Raw genomic sequence first — 16424 nt, 5'->3', positions numbered from 1 at the left:
CCTCAGCGCGGCGTGAACGCGACCATGTCGACCGGGGGCACGGCGACGGCGGTGACCGACGTGGCGGTCGGGTTGTCGAGCAACTGCAGACGCCAGTCCTCGCTGTGCCAGAGGACGTGGGTGTGGTTGCAGGTGACGGAGTTGTCGGGGTGGATGGTGTAGATGTCGACGTCGGTGGCATCGTGGGTGTAGCGGGCGATCAGGTAGCCCAGGACTTTCGGTGCGCCGCTGGTGATCGGGGTGGTGATCGAGATCTGGGCGCGGGCAGTGGCCCATGCGTCGCGCCCTGGTCCTGGCGCGAGCATGCGTTGGCCCACGATCGGCCATTGGGTGTCGGTGGCGATCGACATTCGGATCGTGGACTGGATGGCGGCCAGCGCGGCACCGGCTGGTGAGCGGTCGTATCCGCTGGCTACTGGTCCCTCGATGTGGTGGGGACCTTGTTCGGCGACCGGAAGGTCAACCCCTTGAAAGGGCTGCCAGCGCAATCCGGCTGGTACGGCCGTCGTCGCAATGGAGGGCATTCCACTGGATTCGCTGGTGCTCTCGGTGCCGCAGGCGAGCAGTCCGGCCGCGGTGATCGGTCCGGTGCATGCCAGCAGGGCCACGACGCTGAGGTGGTGTGTGCGGGGGTGGTGTGTGCGGGAAAGGTTCACGGGTTGGTCTCCTCGAGTGGATCAGCTGGGAGGGAGGATGGCGATGGCGATGGAGCTGGCCGAGCCGAGCAGCGCCGCGCCGAGCAGGGCGCCGAGGAGTCCTTCGACGCTTTCTTCGCGGTACATCCGGATCGTGAGCAGCCCACCGACCCACACCGCGCGAGCGATGCACAGCAGCAGCACGAACCAGGCCAGCCAGCCCAGCAACTGGGTGAGCGGCGAAAGAACCTGAGCAGGAAGAGGTTTGGCGATCACAGTGAGCCGCCGTCCTGCTGGCAGGTGCGGTAGGCGACCTCGAGCGCGGCCAGGATCGGCTCGCTCGCTGCGGCCGGGTCGATGTGCGGGAGCGAGTGTCCGGCACCCGCGACGCTGTCGTAGTCACCCCAGATGCGTTCGGCCAGGTGCCGGGATCTGCTCGGTGCCACCACAGGGTCGAGCTCCCCGGTCAATACCCAGGTCGGGATGCGCCGCATGATGCTGGCTGTCTCGCCGGTCAGCGTGGCGCTGCCGTAGGCGGCCAGAGTCTCCTCCAGGTCGGCGTTGTTCCTGCCGCGACCTGGAGTGCCGAACACACTGCGGCGCGGCAGGCTATAGCCAGCCGGTGGCTCGTGCAGGTAGCTGGTTAGTTCCTCGACAAGCTGGCTTCCCCGACGCCTCGAGCGCCGCCCCGGGCCGTGAACGTCGGATGCTGGTAGCCAGGGGAATTCGGGGCAGCCGTTGAACATCACGATGCCTGCCAGTGCACGAGCCCGGCGTGGGTACCGCTCGACCCATGCCTGCACCAGCAGCGACGCCACCGAGTGCGCCACGAGCACGACCGCGCCGTGCGCGTGTGCCAGGACCGCGTCGAGGTCATCGACAAGCATCGGCAAGGTGGCCCGCACTCCAGGACCACCTTGCCCGGAGCTGCCGTGTCCGCGCTGGTCGTACACGATCTGGGCGATACCGCCGTCGAGGCGTCGGTGCAGATGCCCGGTCAGCGGCCTCCAGTAGGTGGAGTCGGTGAGCATTCCATGGACGTAGACCACGCTCGCCGGTGCCGCCGCTTCGCCGATGCGGCTGGCCGACAGCTGGATTCCATCTCCAGCGGTTACGGTGAACGGACCAAGGTCCAGGTGGGCGATGGTGAAAGGTTCGCATCGGGATGTCGATGCGAACGGGAATCCGCACCCGGCGGGCTGGTGGCCGGATGAGTCGAGGGCGCCGTGTTGCCCGCTTGTGGATGGTTGGGGATGGATCCGGAAGCGGCGCATAGCTATCCGCCTCCGGTAACGACCGCGTTCATGATCCCTCCGGCGCTGGTGGCGATGATGCCGCCGACCAGCGCGCCGAGGATGATCTTGGGTGATTCCACCGCGCCGCCGTGAAATCTCTCCCAGCCGAATTTGCCGCCCGCGTAGATCAAGGCGGCGATCCCGGCGAGCATGACGATCCAGGACAGGTAGTTGACCAGGTTGATTAGCCTGTCCGAGCCCGGAGGTGGCTTCGGGGTGATCGGGATTTGTTGGGCGAGCACGGTCAGCGCCTCGCCGACCGCGTTGGCGGTGGTCATGGCGATATCTCCGAATCCTGTTGTGCAGCAATCGAACGGGTGGCTGCGAGGTGGGTGATGATGTGGGTTCCAGCGCGGTGCACGTCGGTGGGGACCGCCTCGCGCAGCCTGGAGCGGCGCGGCGGCGCCGGGTCGTAGGGGAGGTATTGGGCCAGCTCGGTGAGTTCGCTGGTGACGAGTTCGTCGTGCCAGTCGATTTCGTAGACGTGCTCGACCAGCCCGGCGACCACCGCGCGATACCGGCGCACGACTGCAGGAACTCGCCCCGGGCGCGCCGCTGTCAACACCAGCCCGATCACCTGCACACCGTCCGGTGCCAGTCCGGCGTGCCATTCGCGCAAGCGTTCGGCCGCGGCAGTCAGGCCCGGCATGCACATCCTCGCGGCGACGACCACGTATTGAGTGGAGCGGGGTGAGGCGGGCCAGGCCAATCCGGTATCCGCGGCCGGGGCCCACCACCGCGCGAGTGTCGAGGTCCCGGCACCGCCGTGCGCGCCGAGCACGGCGAACAACGGTGGATGCGCTCCGGTGGTCGGCAGCGGGGTTTCTCGTACCGGCGCCAGCCGTTGCGGTGTGGTGACGGTGCTCGGTTCGAGCCGGTGCGTCCCCACGGTGCGGTCGTCGTGGCGCAGGTGCAGCGCTGCGGCCATGGTCAACCCGGCTTCTGAATATTGATGATGACGACACCGAGGGAGTCGTGGCGGACGTTGATCAGTTGCAGGTAGTCCACGCGCTGCCCGTCGGGGTGCCGCTCGGCCAGGTGCACCTCGGCAGCGCCGTCAGCGATCGGGGTGATCGCGACGCAGTGAGTGGTGCCGGCCGGGATGGAAGCGATGCCAGCCGCCAACGCCTCCGGCGCGAGTCCGGCCTCAGGGGCGACGAATCGCAGCGCGGCCTCGGCACTGCGTTGGGCGTAGTAGGCGTACTCGAACGCCGCGATCACTCCTGCCAGGCTGTGGGTGTCGCCTTCGGTGTCGGTGATGATCTGCCCGGCCAGCCCGGTGCACGCGCCGCCCGGTGGTGGCGTGGTTGTCGGGGGATCCGCGGTCAGAGTGGGGATCGCTGGCACGGTGTCGGGCTGGTCGGCGACCGAGTTGATTCCCACCGCGACGAGCACCGCGGCCGCCCCGAGTGCGACGCCAAGCCCTAGCCAGACGCGCCGAGGCACCCGCGTGCGCCACGATCCCGAAGGCACTGGCGGGCGCGGCGGTTGGTTGATCCACTGCCATTCATTGCCGTCAGTGTTCGCGTCGTCGGTTGCGTCCGAAACGGGTTGCAGGGCAGTGGGTTCGGTGGGGTGTAGCCAGCCCCAGCCGTGCTGGCTGCTGGTGTGGGTGTTGGGCATGTCGGTTTCTCACCTCCTCGATGGGGTTGGGGGATGGTGTGGGGCCCTTCGGGCGGGGCGCCAGGGGAGAATCTGCAGACCGGGTGTGGGTACGTCTGCGGAGTCGGGCTCCGCCCGAAGGGGTCTCAGGGTCCGCTGCTCGACGTCGGGGCCGCTGGTGTGGCGGGGCGCCTGCTGGTTGTGGTGGCGGGCGCGCTGTTTGTCGAGGCGGTAGCGGACTGTGGTGGGGCCGACGGAGTTCCGGTGGCGGCCAGGTCGCGGGCGAGTGCGGCGAACCAGTCTGTGGTGGCGGCCAGGGCCGAACGTCCGTTCAGGGTGGCGGGCACGGTGCGGTAGGAGCCGTGGCGGCCGGTGGTGTCGCTGTATTGGGCGGATCCAGCGAGGGTGTAGAGCTCGCTGGGGTTGGTGACCGTGCTGGTGATTGCGGTGAAGGTCTCGTTGATCCAACGGCTGGCGGTCTGAGGTGGAATGAGCTCGACCAGTGCTGTGGCGAGTTTGGTGCCCAACACCGCGACCGCCGCCAAAGGGTCGCCCATGCCGACGGTGGCGAGTTCGGCGATCGTGGCCGGAGTGAACACCTTTCGCGCGACCGAAATCGCGGCGTTCAAGCCGATGGTGCCGATCTTGAACAGCGCCGCCAGAGCATCGTTCGGCCCGGGTGGAGTCGTGTTCGGGTCGGCGGCTTCGGCCAGGCGCTGACCGAGGGGTTTGGCGGGCTGGTAGGACAGTCGATCGAGGCTGGTGCCCGTCAGGTCCTCGTTGACCACGTTCACCGCAGTGGTGTAGACAGTCGCCGACAAGGCTTGGGCGATCGTGCCCACCGCCGCGATCGGATCCCGCAGATCGGAGCGGGCGGCGATATTCGCCGCGGCGGTGGCCAGGGGGCTTCCGACCGGTGTATCGCAGGTCGCGTCGCTCGCCACGCACAGGTCTGCGACTCTGCCGGTCAATGCCCCGTAGTCGCTCGATTGCTGTCCGGCGGTGATACCGGCTCCTGACAGCGACGGGTTGAGCAGCGCGATCTCGGCGACCCTCTGCCCCGTGGTCCCCGGTGCGGCAGTGGGGGTGGTGGCACCTGGGCGGCCGGGCAAAACAGGGGTGCTGGTGTTCCGGTTCGGGTTGGCCAGCAACGCGATCCCGGCGATCTGGTCGGCGCGCAGTTGCGCGTTGCCTGTTCCGACACGCTGCGCGAACCGTGCGACCGCGGGCGCACCCTGGGCGTATCCGGCAGCAGCGATCTTCGTGGTCGGGCAGCGCGCGACGACCTCGGCAGCCATCTGTTCCAACCGCTGGGTGGCGGCGGTGACCGCGACGTCGTAGGGCAGTGCCGCCCCGTCGGCTCCGTGGCCGTAAGGGACGTAGGCGCGTTGCACGAGATCACCTGCGGCGGCGGCGAGAGGACCGAACATCTGCCCGAGTGCGCCGGAATCGCTGGTGATCGCCGCGTCGGGAGCGGCTTCGTCGCTGCCCTGCACCCCCAGCGCGTACAGGCTCGGGCATCTCGCGCCGAGGGGGACACTGGCTTCGGCGTGCACAGTGCTGACACCTGCCGCCGACAGCGTCACCAACGCCAGGACCGTCGCGGCGACGCGCCGCGGTGTCGGTGTTCTGGTGGTGTGCATGGACTTTCGACCTCGATCTGAGTGGTTGGGGGCCTGCCCGCACCCCGGCGAGGGGTCCGCGCGTGCGGGCAGGCGATTTAGGTGGTCTGCGGGCTCGGTGAAGTCGGTCCGGTGGCGGCAGGACGGCGCAGCAGGTAATTGGCCAGGCGCGCTACGGCTTCGGCGGCGCCGTCGGCTGCGGCGCCGCTATGGCTGGTCGTGTACTCGAGCCAGCTCAAATCGACTCCGAGAGTGCGGTATTCGGCGAACAGGTGTCGTCCCATCGCCACTGGGACGAGGGTGTCCTCGGTGCCGTGGTAGAGGTGCACGGGCACCTGCGGGGCGTGTCGGCCGCTGGTCTCGTTCGCGAGAGCGTAGCGCCACATCGGGTCGTCCCACGGGTCGTCGCGCTCGCACCACCGCGCCAACGGGGTGTTGCGATAGGTGACCAGGAGTTCGGCCGCGTCGAGTTCTTGGGCGCGCTCGATGGTTTCGTGGCCTTCGTCGGTGAGCAGGTGTCGCATCGGCAGATGTGGATACGCGCGGCCCAGGCCGATCAGCCCTGCCAATGCCAGCCCCGCCCAAGCCCCGCCGTCGATCTCACCGATCAGCGCCCCGGGGTCCGCGACGACTGCACCAGCGGCGACGCCGCGTAGATCCAGCTCCGGGGCATATTGGGGCTGTTGTTCGGCGGCCCAGATCGCGGCGCGCCCGCCGTCGGCATAACCCCACGCCACGCATGGCGCCTGCGCAGCGTCGAGTTCCGGCAGTGCGCGTACCGCACGCGCGAGGTCGAGCACGGCGTGCGCGGCAGCGCTTCCGGCCAGGAAGTGGTGCGGGCCCAGCCCGGTCATGCCCAGGCCCAGCCCATCGGGCGCCGCGACTGTCCAGCCGCGTTCCAGAGCGATGGCGATGAACCCGGCTTCCGGGTCGGTTCCCTCCCCCGCCAGCAGCTGCGAGGGTGCGCATCGGCCACCGAGGCCGTGAAAAATTGGGCAATACAACAGGATCGGGCTGGGCCCGGCGAGCTCGGCGTTCTCGGGGGTGATCACAATCCCCGACGCCGGGATGGGCGCGCGCCGACCGGTGCGGGTGGCATACACCAGCTGCCACGCACAGTTGGCGCCGCGCAGGCGTGGGGTGGCGACGGCGCGGCGGCGCAGGATCTCCCCCGGGTGCGGGTTGAAGTCCAGCGTGGGGCTGCGGTAGAAGTCGTCGAGGGTTGTCGGGTCGGTCATGTCATCTGCTTCCGGCGATGTCGTTGGCGAGGGCGACCATCCAGGCGATACCCGAGGCGAGCTGGCCGTTGATGGCGTAGTTGTTGTGGCGGGCGACGGTGTCGGCGTAGCGGACCCAGATCGCGGGGTTGAGTAGGTCGGCGTTGTCGGCGACGAGCCCGCCCCAGGCCGTGGCGAGTTGACCGGCGAGCGTGGGCAGCAACCCGATCGGATTCGCCGCGACCGCGGCGGTGATCTCGTCCCAGCGGGCGGCCGCAGCACCGACGTCGTGCGGGGGCGGTGCGGGGACGCGGGGGTCGGCGGCCTCGATCAACCGTGCCGCGAGCGACAGCTGCGGCGCGTAGTCGACCTTGCCTGCACCGACCTGGAAGTCGTTGAGCACCACAGTCGTCCAGGCATCTCCCAGCGCAGCAGAGAACAAAGCACATAGTGAGCCGATAGCCGCGAACGGCTCGCGCAGGTCGGCTTGGGCGGCGAGTTCGGCGCCGACGCGTAGCAGCGCGGCCCGGTCAGGTGCCGAGCAGGCCAGGTCGCCGTCGGTGCAGATATCGGCGACTCGGCCGGTGAGCGCCCCGTAGCTGGTCGCGCCATCGGCGATCCCGCCGCCAGCTGCGATCGGGTTGGTGATTTGGACCCCGGCGACCGCCGCACCGCTGGTACCTGGTGCGGGGTCGGGCACCGTCTGTCCCGGGCGGCCGGGGAAGATCGGCGCCGCTGGTGCGCGGTCGGGGTGGGCATACAACGCGATCCCCGCGATACGCTCCGGTGCGATCGGACCGGAGCCTGCGCCGACGTCGCGTGCGAAGCTCGATACTGCTTGTGCGCCTTGGGAATAGCCGATCCCGGCAATCATTGCTGTGGGGCAGGCCTCGGCGATCTGCGCGGCGGCGGCATCGAGTTTCGCGCGGGCATCGGTCACCGACACGACATACGGATCAGGGCCACCGCCGGGCACCGCGCCACCGAACCCCGCGCCATAGGGGATGTACGAGCGTTGCACCAGACCGGGAGCTGCGGACAGCACTGGTGCGATGAGCGCGCCGACTACGCCGGTATCCGCGAGCGGGTCCGCTGTGGGTGAGGATTGTCCTGTGCCCTGCACGCCCAGCACGTAGAGCGCGGGGCATCCAGGGCCGATCGGTACCGCCGCGGCGGGTCCTGCAGTGGTGGTGGTGGCCCCGGCGAGGCCGATCGCGGCGGCCGCCGCTGTCATTGCGGCGACGATGCGGGCGTGTTGGGTCGTCACGGTGCTCATGGCTGCCCTACCCCGGCCCCTGCACCGAATCCCGCGCCGACCGTGCCTGCGGCGACCGCACCAACGACCGCAGCCGGGACCCCGGCGATCGCGGCACCAACAGCCGCACCGGCGGCGGCACCGAGCGCGGTGCCGAACACACCGGAGGTCACCGTCCCAAGGATCGGCACCGGCACCACCGTGCCCAGCGCGGCACCCGCAATCCCACCGACCGTTCCGCCGATCAGACCGCCGACCACCGCACCAGCGGCCGCGGCTGGTGCACCGATGACCGCAGCGCCGACCGCGCCACCGATTCCGGCACCGGCGAGCGTGGCCCCGCTGACCCGGTCCGAGCGTCCGGAGGGGATGCCGATCGAGTCCAACGCGGTGGCGACCTGCGCTTCCGCGCCTGCCGCGACATCGTTGATCGCATCGGCGAATTCAGGGGGCAGCCACTCCGGTCGTGGGGCTTGCCATTGTCCGATGCGGATCGTGTCCGGTGGCGGTTCGATCGGCGCTACGGGTGCGACAGGCTCGGGCAGGTGTAGGTCCTCGATCCGGATCGGCTCCACCGGTTCATCTGGCGCCGGCGCCGGACGCGTCGGCGCATCGTTACGGACCTCCGGCGGCTGGCTGTAATACACCGGCGGCACCGGAGCGGGTGGCTCCGGTGAAGGTTCGGGCTCCGGTGGCGGTGGCGCAGGTGTGGTTGTGCCCGGCTGGGCGGGACTGGTGACACCGGGCTGATCAGCGATGGATGCTGCGGTGTCGGCAGCGTGCGCCGTCCCTGCTGCGGCCAGCACCATCGCAATGGGCGCCGCACCCGCGAGTAAGGCACGGCTGCCACGAAAGATGTTGATACTGGCGTGATTTCGCATTCGATTCCTGCCCAACGAAGAGGTGTGGAATCGGGTGGCGTTCCTGGTTCTGGGCATGCCGAAAAGACCCTTCAGTTGATCAGGGTGATATGGGAATTACTGGCGGTATGGGGATTGCTGATGACTACGCGCGGGCGGCGCGGTGATTCGCGGGCCCCCAGAGGCGAATCCACCTCTGGGAGACCGCTTCTCAGGCAGAATCGCGTCAGATGAAGGGCAGAATGAGCGCAAGCGCCTGGGCTGCCACTGAAAGACCGTTGGACAGCATCGACAGACCGGTGTTCACCCAACCCATTATCACGTAGGGATCCATCATTTTCCTTTCAGCGATGTGAAGTTGCGTATTCATCAAAAGCTCTGAACGACAGGAAAAGCCAGGGTTAGAATGCGCCTATATTGCGTTAACGCACGCAGCATGCAATCGCAATCCGACTGCCATGCAGGCTGTTTTCCGAATGTTTTACGCAGCGAGCGTAAACGCATTCTGGACGCGACGGCCCGACTAGCGCTTTCGGCACGATGGTCTATCAGCCGCGCCGAGTCACGTTGGCGGGCAGGTTCGTAACTACCGGCGATTTGGCATGCGACACAGAGAACGTGCTGGTTGCTCGGCACGGCTCAGGGCCGTATTGAACGGCCATCCGGGGAGTCCTTCCGCCTGGTTCGCGCCGACGCGGCGACCGATGGGGGTGCCGAGTTCGCGACAGAACCGCTGCCCCTCCCCCTGAGGGCAGCACCGCCACACCTCGGTGTCAAACGCAGCCGATCGAAAGCCACTTGCGCTTGAGCACTTGCGTTTTGGTGTAGGTTTGGGCGACATCCAAATGTGGCCGGGGGCCATTCGCGACGTATACGGCGACTGGTTGGTCGGCAACGTGGATAGGAGCAGACCTATGCGTGTCCATCATCTGGACGCTGGCGGTACCCGACCTTTCGGCGGCCGCTTGCTCGACGGCCGACCGGGCGTTCTACGTCAGGCAGTGGGAGCATGTCACTGTTTGTTGATCGAGCATGCCGCAGGATTGGCCCTGGTGGACACCGGCTATGGGGAGCAGGCCATCCTTCAACCGGACCGTTGGGTGGGCCAGAAGTTGCTGCATCGCACCAACCCACTTCTCGACCACCCCATCGCCAAACAGGTAGAGGCACTGGGGTTCTCACGCACCGATGTTCGCGACATCATCGTGACGCATTTGGACTTGGACCATGCAGGAGGTCTTGCGGACTTCCCCGAGGCAACCGTCCATGTGTATCAGGCTGAACTCGATGCCGTGGCGGAGCCGTACGATCGTCGCCAGCGAACGCGATACCGACCAGCGCAATTCGAGCACGGACCCAAGTGGAGCACCTACGACGAGTCAGACAGCAGTGACGACCACTGGCTCGGTTTCCACGCGGTGCGCCAGCTACGCGGCCTGCCAGAGGAGATACTCATGATTCCGCTGGCAGGACATACACGCGGGCATGTCGGGGTTGCACTCAATACCGGAGACGGTTGGTTGTTACACGCCGGAGACGCCTATACCTACCACGGCCAGATGGCAAATAAGCCCTCGATGCCGTTGGGGGCCCGCGTATTCCAATGGTCTGTCGACACTCAACGGCAGCGACGGATCGACAACCAGCAGCGGCTGCGGGATCTCGTTCGCGATCACCCAACCACAGTGACAGTGTTCTCATCGCACTGTGCCACCGAGTTCGAGCAATTGCGTACCGCACGCCCCTGACACCGCCGGAGCGGACGCACAGTTCGATCGCGGATCGAGCTCGCCTGGCCAACGTACTACCCCGGTCACTGGGCTCAGGCCTCTATGGAGTGGCGAGCTCTTACCGGATCTCGCCACTCCACCAGCGCCTTCGAATGTCCACTTCTGGTGGGTACGAACACAACTGTATGAGGGTCGCGGCAGCGCTACGACGCCGCAGCGAGCGGGCCGTCGACCGGGGTCAGGTGGTAGACCCACCAAGGCCTGAACGGCAGCTCGCTGGCATCGATGGACACCCACATCGGGTACTCATCACCGGTATCCGCATCCCTGATCACGGAGTACTCTAGAGATCGCTCCGGCGTCGCCAGGCTTTTCGGCAGTTCAGAATTCCAGAAGTCGTCCCATTCGGGCGCATCCCGACAAGCATCGACGACAGCGTCAACCTCACGCTGTGGCACGATCGTCGGTGACATCAGCTTGAGTCCCTGTGCCATCAAGTGCGTCTCGAACCGCCAATTCGCCAAGACCCGACGGGCAACGGGCTCGTTCACCATCCACTCGATGATGTTTCGCCCAGGCACTAGGCCAGGAAATGCCTTGAGGTACTTACTATTTGCGGCCTTCACCCTGAACAGCGGTACTTCCTGAATGCATGCCGGCCCGGGATAGGCTTCCAGGATCCGCAGATCGCGGCGCAACAATGGCGCACCTGCACCAAGGTGTGCAGGAATAAGGTTGGTTCGCGTCAACGCCAGGATCGTCCGCCCCCACCACACCGGCAGAGCCAACGCCCCAATGATGGCTTCGAAAGACTCGATACTCAACGAGCGTGTGCCGTTCTCGACCTTCTTGATCTGATCAGCACTCAGACCGACCAAGCTCCCGAGATCTTCGGGTCGATCCAACCCGATCTGCAGGCGCCGCGCTCGCAACCATCGCCCGACATCCGTGGTGATCTCTTCCAAGTCCATCTCCCCCGTGTGGTATTGCTCCGGACACGTTGTCCCCGTGGTGATCTTGACGGTTGAGGACCAGTTCTCAAGACTCGGTCCATGAACCTCAGAACGAACCACTCAGCCTATCCCAACCCACCCCACGAGGGAAAATATCAGACTCTCGAGGAGCTGCCCGTGAACCGAAGCCCAGGACACTCCAAACGCGACAAGCCCAGATGCCCTCCGCAACAACACATCCCGACCCTGCAGACAACCTTGCGAACGATACGCGATCACCTCGAACTGTCTCGCATCACCGCCTACGAACGGCACGGAATAAGTCCCTCGTATCTCAGCCAAATCGAACGCGGCGACCGCACTCCCTCCATCGAGACACTCGAAGCGATCATCGCCGGATACGGACTGACTCCGATGCAAGCGCGTCACATACGCGAACTACGCACTCCCGCCGAGGTTCTCGCGCCAGTAGAGAAGCTGCGCCAGTGCGTGAGCGGCAACATCGGACTCACGACCCACATCCAAGACCTCGAGGAACGAAGAGTGCTCGCGGCCGCTGTGGATCCAATGTGGAATGTACTGGCCTGTAACGAATCGTTTCGATCACTCCTGCCCGGCCTGGACGAAACCGACTGCATCCCGAGATGGCTGTTCAGCCCGATCGCACAAACAGTCCTAGTCCAATGGCACCACGAAGCCGCTCATTCCGTGGCCACCATCAAAGCAGTCCTCGGACGCTACCGCGGCAGCCGGCAAGCACACGATCTGATTCGCCAGCTGCGCCCCAACAAGGAGTTCCAGCGCCTGTGGAATTGCGGAATCGACGTCGCCTACGGCCGCGACACCAACGACCTGATACACCGACGCGACCCCATGACCCGCGAGTTCGCCTCCTACCGACTCAGCATCGCCGACGCAACCCAAGCCCAGAATGTCCTACTCATCACCGCAATCCGCAAGCCCTACTCCGGCTCCAACCCGGCTGACCGTTGAACTCAACAAAGAGGTGAACCGTCCCGGGTTTGATGCCTACCTCCCTGATTGAGAAGGTCGACATCGTGCCGACGTAGTCGACGCAATGAAGGCGAGGGCGGTTCGTCTGGTTCGCGAGCACCGGGACGATCACGCCTCGGAGTGGGCGGCGATCACCACGATCGCGTGCTGGATGGGGACGGCTCCGGAGACGTTGTGCAAGTGGGTTCGCCAGGCCGCGGTGGACGACGGCGAGTCCGAGGGTGTCTCGACGGCGGCGGCGCGGGGAGACTCGCGTGTTGGGGCGTAAGAGCGCCGAGTTAGAGAAGACGATCGAAATCCTCAAGGCGGCAACGTCATTCTTCGTTCGGGAAGCCACCCGAAACAGAGGTGATCTGCCGGTTCATCGCCGAGAATCGGGCTCGGTTCGGGGTCGCACCGATCTGTCGTGCGCTGTCCGCACACGGAGTCAAGATCGCCCCGAGAACATTCGACGCGTGAAACAAGCGGGCACCGTCGAAACAGTCCCTGTGGGACGCGGCGGTGACCGAGATCCTGGCCCTCTGTTACGAGCCCGCCGCCCATGGGCGGCGTCGGCCGGAGTCGTTGTATGGGTCGTTGAAGATGTGGGCTCATCTTCGCCGCCAAGGGATTTCGGTGGCTCGCTCCACGGTGGAGCTGCTGATGCACGTCAACGGCTGGAAGTGAGCCATCCGAGCCAGAAACGTGCGCACGGCGGTGCCGATCCAGCGGCGCAGCGGGCACCGGATCTGATCGACCGTCAGTTCCGGGTCACATCGACCGTCAGTTCCGGGTCACGGCGCCGAACCGGCTCCTGGCCGCCTACTTCACCTGTGTTCGGTTGACGACTGGGATGTTTGTCTACACCGCGTTCCTGATCGATGCCTACGCCGGGAGAATTCTCGGCGGGGAATTCTCGACGTCCAAGCACACCAGTTTCGTCGAATCCGCGATCCGCACAATCGTCAGCGGCGGGCACGTGCCATCCGTTGTCCGACAGCACAATCCATCATTCGGATGCCGGGTCGCAATGAAAGCCGTCCGTCGATGCAACGTCGGTGGCGTAAATGTTGGATTTGAGGTTTCATGGAGTTCAGGGATGAATCGGCGGACGGGTTAGAAATGAGTAACCCATGCATCCACTCCCCATTAGCTCTTCCAGCGCAGCTCTGCCACCAATCACCACAGCCCTGTCTATGTTCGGGGGAAGGAATTCCAAGCGAGGGCATATCGCTGTCAGTTGGCCCCGCCAACCGCTCGGCACCACTTCGCTAACTTGCCATGGACTGCCAGCCAGTTTCGTCGTTGCACACGCAGCTGCGCACCGACCCGGGGTGAAGTCATCTGGCCCCCCGCGCCGCCGAGACGCAAATCAGCCCGTAGCACATTTCTGTTCAGCCCACCGCGCCCTCGGCGTCGAACACATCGACAGCCAGTGCAGTGTGGCGGTTTCGCATGGAGATCCCCATGAGCGGTGAAGTGGTCTGGCTCAGCACAGACGATGTCGCCGAACGTCTGAAGATTCCGAAGAAGACCCTTGCCGCCTGGGCGAGCGCTGGACGCGGTCCTCAATTCGCACGAATGGGACGGTACCGACGCTATCGGCTGAGCGATCTGCTCGCCTGGGAGCAAGAACAACTGGACAAGACGTAACCGGCTGCCGTGCTGCTGCGCACCAACATAAGGCGAGCCGTCGTCCGGATGTCCGTTGTCGCTGATGGAGTCGTCACCGAATCCGAGCAACCCGGCAGAGCATTGCCAATTCGAGGCTATTAGTTAGCAAACTTTCTGATCTTGAAACCGAGTTTCCGATCTTCGAGACTCGTCGTCGCTGCGCATCGCTACCCACCTCGGCCGATCAACCGGTCCGACGAAACCATCTCACGCACTCCACCGAGCACCTGAAAGGGCCGCCTAGGTCTACGACTCGACATCGCGCAGCGCCCCAGAATCCACATACCGAGTACCGAAGGGAGAAAGCAGAATTGGGCGGCAGACTTCCCAAGCCCGTGGGAACCTTCGGCACACCGACGAAGCCGAAGAAACAGAAGAACGGACGCTGGCGCACCACCGTATACTTCTACGGGGCCGCGGGGCGTACACAGTTGCAACGGATGGGCGCCAGCGCCGACGAGGCGCGCAACAGGCTCGCCGAAGCGATGCGCGATCACCGGGAACAGCTCGGATCTCGGCGCGTCACTCGCACCACCAAGCTGATCGATCTGGCCGCCGAACTCCTCGTCGAACTGGAGGGTGATGACGCCCACACCGAAGGAAACATCGAGGACTACCGCCGCGAAATCTACGTATCGAAGGACAAGCGGGCGGACCCGAAGACGATCAAGATCGAGAATTCTCTGGGCAACCTTCAGGTCTGGCAAGCGACCGCCGGAGAATTGGACCGGCACCTCAAACGGCTTGTGAGTTTGGGTTTGCGCCGCAAAGCCAAACAGCACAAGATCGTGCTGCGCGCGATGATGCAGATAGCCGTCCGCCACGGTGCAGTCGATACGAACCCGATCGACGGTGTCGGCCCGTTCACGAGGCGCAAGAAGCAAGCCCGCGGAAAGGTCCAAGACCAGCAGGCGTTGCCAGCTTTTCGTGCCCAGGTTCGAGCGTGGGCTAGAGGCGAAGCGATTCCCGGTACCCCGGCGTACACGACCGGGCCCGCACGGGACTGGGCAGTGGTATGGGTGATCGACGTGATCACCGGGACAGGCATGCGCCCGCACGAGGTATTCGCGCTGCTACTCGACGATATCGATCTCGATGCCCCCGACCCGTATCTGGACGTCACCGGAACTCTGGTCGAGGAGAAGGGCAAAGGCACCGGCGGATGGGTCCGCAAGCCCGCTCCGAAGACCGAAAACGGATGGCGTCGAATCCTGTTACCGCCACACACCGTCGAGTCGATCCGCGAGGCCATCGAATACCTGAAGACCTCAGGGCAGCCGAACTCGATGGGATTGCTGTTCCCGTCCCGGGTCGGGACGGTGCGCAATCCGAACAACTTCGGCAGGACCTGGCGTGCCGCCCGCGGCGAAACCTTCGCATGGATCACTCCACGCACCTTTCGCAAGGGTGCCGCCACCGAGGTCGATCGCGAGTACGGCGACCCGGAACGAGCGGCCCGCCAGCTGGGCAACACCACCGCGGTGGCCAAGGGCCACTACATCGACATCCCCGAGACCGTTCCCGACAATCGGGACGTCCTCGAGCGGTGGGCACGAGGCGAATGAGCTCCAAAATCTGACATTTTGATGCGATCAGCTCAAATCCAAGCCCGACCCGGACATCAGAAAACCCCTCCCGACCCAGGTCGGAAGGGGTTTCTTTGTCGGGATGACAGGATTTGAACCTGCGACCACCTGACCCCCAGTCAGGTGCGCTACCAAGCTGCGCCACATCCCGATGCGCCCGGTTTCGGGCGCTGGAAAAGATTACCTCAGCGGGTGGCCAGACGCCGAATCGCCTGGTTATCGGTGTGACTGATGGGGTGGAAGTCAGCGCGGGGTGACCCGGGCCGCGGCTCGGGGGTCGTCGCCTACGGCGAACCAAGCGTCGAGGGTGTTGCCGGTGCGGCGGCCGATCACGCGGACCTGCTCGCCTGCGGTCAACGGTTTGGTGTACTCGATGACGGCGCGATGGGGGCCGGCGGTGAGGTCGGCGTGGGTGGCGAGAAGCTCTTCCAGGGCGCTGAGGTAGACAGCATTGTTGACGTGGTCGAGCCAGTCGATATCGGCGACACGCAAGGGGAAAGGCAATTCCTCGACGTCGGGACCGGTGGGTAGTGGGTCGGTGAGTGCGGCTTTCCAGCGCAGACGGTGTTCGGTGGTGCTGGCGAGCATCGGCGCCATGAAGCGGTCGCTCATGCGGGCGGGGACGCCCGATTCGGTGCCGAAATGGATGAGGAATCCCTCGGTTTCGACCAATCCGCCCTTGCTGCCGCAGATCTGCACGCGCATATTGCACCAGCGGTTGGACAGGGCCGAGCACCAGCGGCGCAGGGTGAGGTGCTCGGCAAATTCGACGGGTTCGAGAATGTCGATGACGGTGCGGCGGACCACCCAGCCACGGTGGCTATCACCGTCCTCGACAGCCTCGAGGTGTTCGAAGCCGATGTCCTGCAGATAGCGGGCGATAGCGTCGAGACGCAGACGCTGATCCCGGTCGGTATCGGCGAGGCGGACCGGCCAGCCGGTCTCGAACGGGGTCCCGACGGTTGGGCGTTCCGGCAGCACGCTGGGAATGTCCATGCACGG

Annotated in this window: 17 protein-coding genes, 1 tRNA gene and 1 pseudogene; 5 read left to right on the top strand and 14 right to left on the bottom strand. The window is 65.7% G+C overall.

From position 1 onward, the window contains the following. Positions 1 to 2: 2 nt before the first annotated feature. From AB0L63_RS31485 to AB0L63_RS31435, 11 genes are all read right to left on the bottom strand, one after another. A complete protein-coding gene (locus AB0L63_RS31485; RefSeq protein WP_364508393.1) occupies positions 3 to 656 on the bottom strand; it encodes a hypothetical protein in 654 nt (217 codons plus the stop codon). Positions 657 to 677: 21 nt separating this feature from the next. Then, positions 678 to 911, bottom strand: coding sequence for a hypothetical protein (locus AB0L63_RS31480; protein WP_364508390.1), 234 nt, complete (start codon positions 909 to 911; stop codon positions 678 to 680). Next, a complete protein-coding gene (locus AB0L63_RS31475) occupies positions 908 to 1909 on the bottom strand; it encodes an alpha/beta hydrolase (protein ID WP_364508388.1) in 1002 nt (333 codons plus the stop codon). The genes AB0L63_RS31480 and AB0L63_RS31475 overlap by 4 nt, the downstream gene beginning before the upstream one ends. Before the next feature lie 2 nt (positions 1910 to 1911). Further along, positions 1912 to 2208, bottom strand: coding sequence for a hypothetical protein (locus tag AB0L63_RS31470; protein WP_364508386.1), 297 nt, complete (start codon positions 2206 to 2208; stop codon positions 1912 to 1914). Further along, entirely contained in the window at positions 2205 to 2858 is a 654-nt protein-coding gene (locus tag AB0L63_RS31465) for a hypothetical protein (protein WP_364508384.1), read from the bottom strand. Before AB0L63_RS31465 ends, AB0L63_RS31470 begins: the two co-directional genes overlap by 4 nt. A gap of 2 nt (positions 2859 to 2860) precedes the next feature. Next, a complete protein-coding gene (locus AB0L63_RS31460; RefSeq protein WP_364508382.1) occupies positions 2861 to 3553 on the bottom strand; it encodes a hypothetical protein in 693 nt (230 codons plus the stop codon). Between the two features lie 125 nt (positions 3554 to 3678). Next, a complete protein-coding gene (locus AB0L63_RS31455; RefSeq protein WP_364508380.1) occupies positions 3679 to 5175 on the bottom strand; it encodes a cutinase family protein in 1497 nt (498 codons plus the stop codon). 77 nt (positions 5176 to 5252) lie between these two features. After that, on the bottom strand, positions 5253 to 6392 hold the full coding sequence (locus AB0L63_RS31450) for a lipase family protein (protein ID WP_364508378.1): 1140 nt from the start codon (positions 6390 to 6392) through the stop codon (positions 5253 to 5255). A 1-nt stretch (position 6393) separates the two neighbouring features. Further along, positions 6394 to 7647 carry a cutinase family protein gene (locus AB0L63_RS31445; protein ID WP_364508376.1) on the bottom strand — a complete coding sequence of 418 codons (1254 nt, stop codon included), beginning with the start codon at positions 7645 to 7647 and terminating at the stop codon, positions 6394 to 6396. Continuing rightward, positions 7644 to 8507, bottom strand: coding sequence for a hypothetical protein (locus tag AB0L63_RS31440; protein WP_364508373.1), 864 nt, complete (start codon positions 8505 to 8507; stop codon positions 7644 to 7646). The genes AB0L63_RS31445 and AB0L63_RS31440 overlap by 4 nt, the downstream gene beginning before the upstream one ends. Before the next feature lie 205 nt (positions 8508 to 8712). Then, positions 8713 to 8856 carry a hypothetical protein gene (locus tag AB0L63_RS31435; protein ID WP_364508370.1) on the bottom strand — a complete coding sequence of 48 codons (144 nt, stop codon included), beginning with the start codon at positions 8854 to 8856 and terminating at the stop codon, positions 8713 to 8715. Between the two features lie 400 nt (positions 8857 to 9256). Here AB0L63_RS31435 and AB0L63_RS31430 point away from each other — a divergent pair, with 400 nt between their 5' ends. Then, positions 9257 to 10234 carry an MBL fold metallo-hydrolase gene (locus tag AB0L63_RS31430; protein ID WP_364508368.1) on the top strand — a complete coding sequence of 326 codons (978 nt, stop codon included), beginning with the start codon at positions 9257 to 9259 and terminating at the stop codon, positions 10232 to 10234. Between the two features lie 185 nt (positions 10235 to 10419). Here the strand turns inward: AB0L63_RS31430 and AB0L63_RS31425 are convergent, their stop codons facing one another. Continuing rightward, on the bottom strand, positions 10420 to 11181 hold the full coding sequence (locus AB0L63_RS31425; RefSeq protein ID WP_364508366.1) for a helix-turn-helix transcriptional regulator: 762 nt from the start codon (positions 11179 to 11181) through the stop codon (positions 10420 to 10422). 87 nt (positions 11182 to 11268) lie between these two features. Here AB0L63_RS31425 and AB0L63_RS31420 point away from each other — a divergent pair, with 87 nt between their 5' ends. The 4 genes and pseudogenes from AB0L63_RS31420 to AB0L63_RS31405 all read left to right on the top strand — a co-directional run bounded on the left by AB0L63_RS31420 (position 11269) and on the right by AB0L63_RS31405 (position 15401). Next, positions 11269 to 12162, top strand: coding sequence for a helix-turn-helix domain-containing protein (locus AB0L63_RS31420; protein WP_364508364.1), 894 nt, complete (start codon positions 11269 to 11271; stop codon positions 12160 to 12162). Positions 12163 to 12247: 85 nt separating this feature from the next. Further along, a pseudogene (locus tag AB0L63_RS31415) lies at positions 12248 to 13193 on the top strand (IS3 family transposase); the annotation flags it as partial. 436 nt (positions 13194 to 13629) lie between these two features. Next, positions 13630 to 13815: a helix-turn-helix domain-containing protein gene (locus tag AB0L63_RS31410; RefSeq protein ID WP_364508361.1), complete on the top strand. Its 186-nt coding sequence runs from the start codon at positions 13630 to 13632 to the stop codon at positions 13813 to 13815. Between the two features lie 332 nt (positions 13816 to 14147). Further along, a complete protein-coding gene (locus AB0L63_RS31405; protein WP_364508358.1) occupies positions 14148 to 15401 on the top strand; it encodes a hypothetical protein in 1254 nt (417 codons plus the stop codon). Between the two features lie 98 nt (positions 15402 to 15499). Here AB0L63_RS31405 and AB0L63_RS31400 read toward each other — a convergent pair. Further along, a tRNA-Pro gene (locus tag AB0L63_RS31400) sits at positions 15500 to 15573 on the bottom strand. Between the two features lie 92 nt (positions 15574 to 15665). Beyond that, positions 15666 to 16418 (bottom strand): acyl-ACP thioesterase domain-containing protein, encoded by a 753-nt coding sequence (locus AB0L63_RS31395; RefSeq protein WP_364508355.1) that lies wholly within the window; start codon positions 16416 to 16418, stop codon positions 15666 to 15668. Positions 16419 to 16424: the final 6 nt, after the last annotated feature.

Source organism: Nocardia sp. NPDC051990 (assembly GCF_040680755.1).
Lineage (GTDB): Bacteria > Actinomycetota > Actinomycetes > Mycobacteriales > Mycobacteriaceae > Nocardia.
Note: the sequence above shows the minus strand (reverse complement) of the source record. Positions and strands in the feature narration are given on the sequence as shown.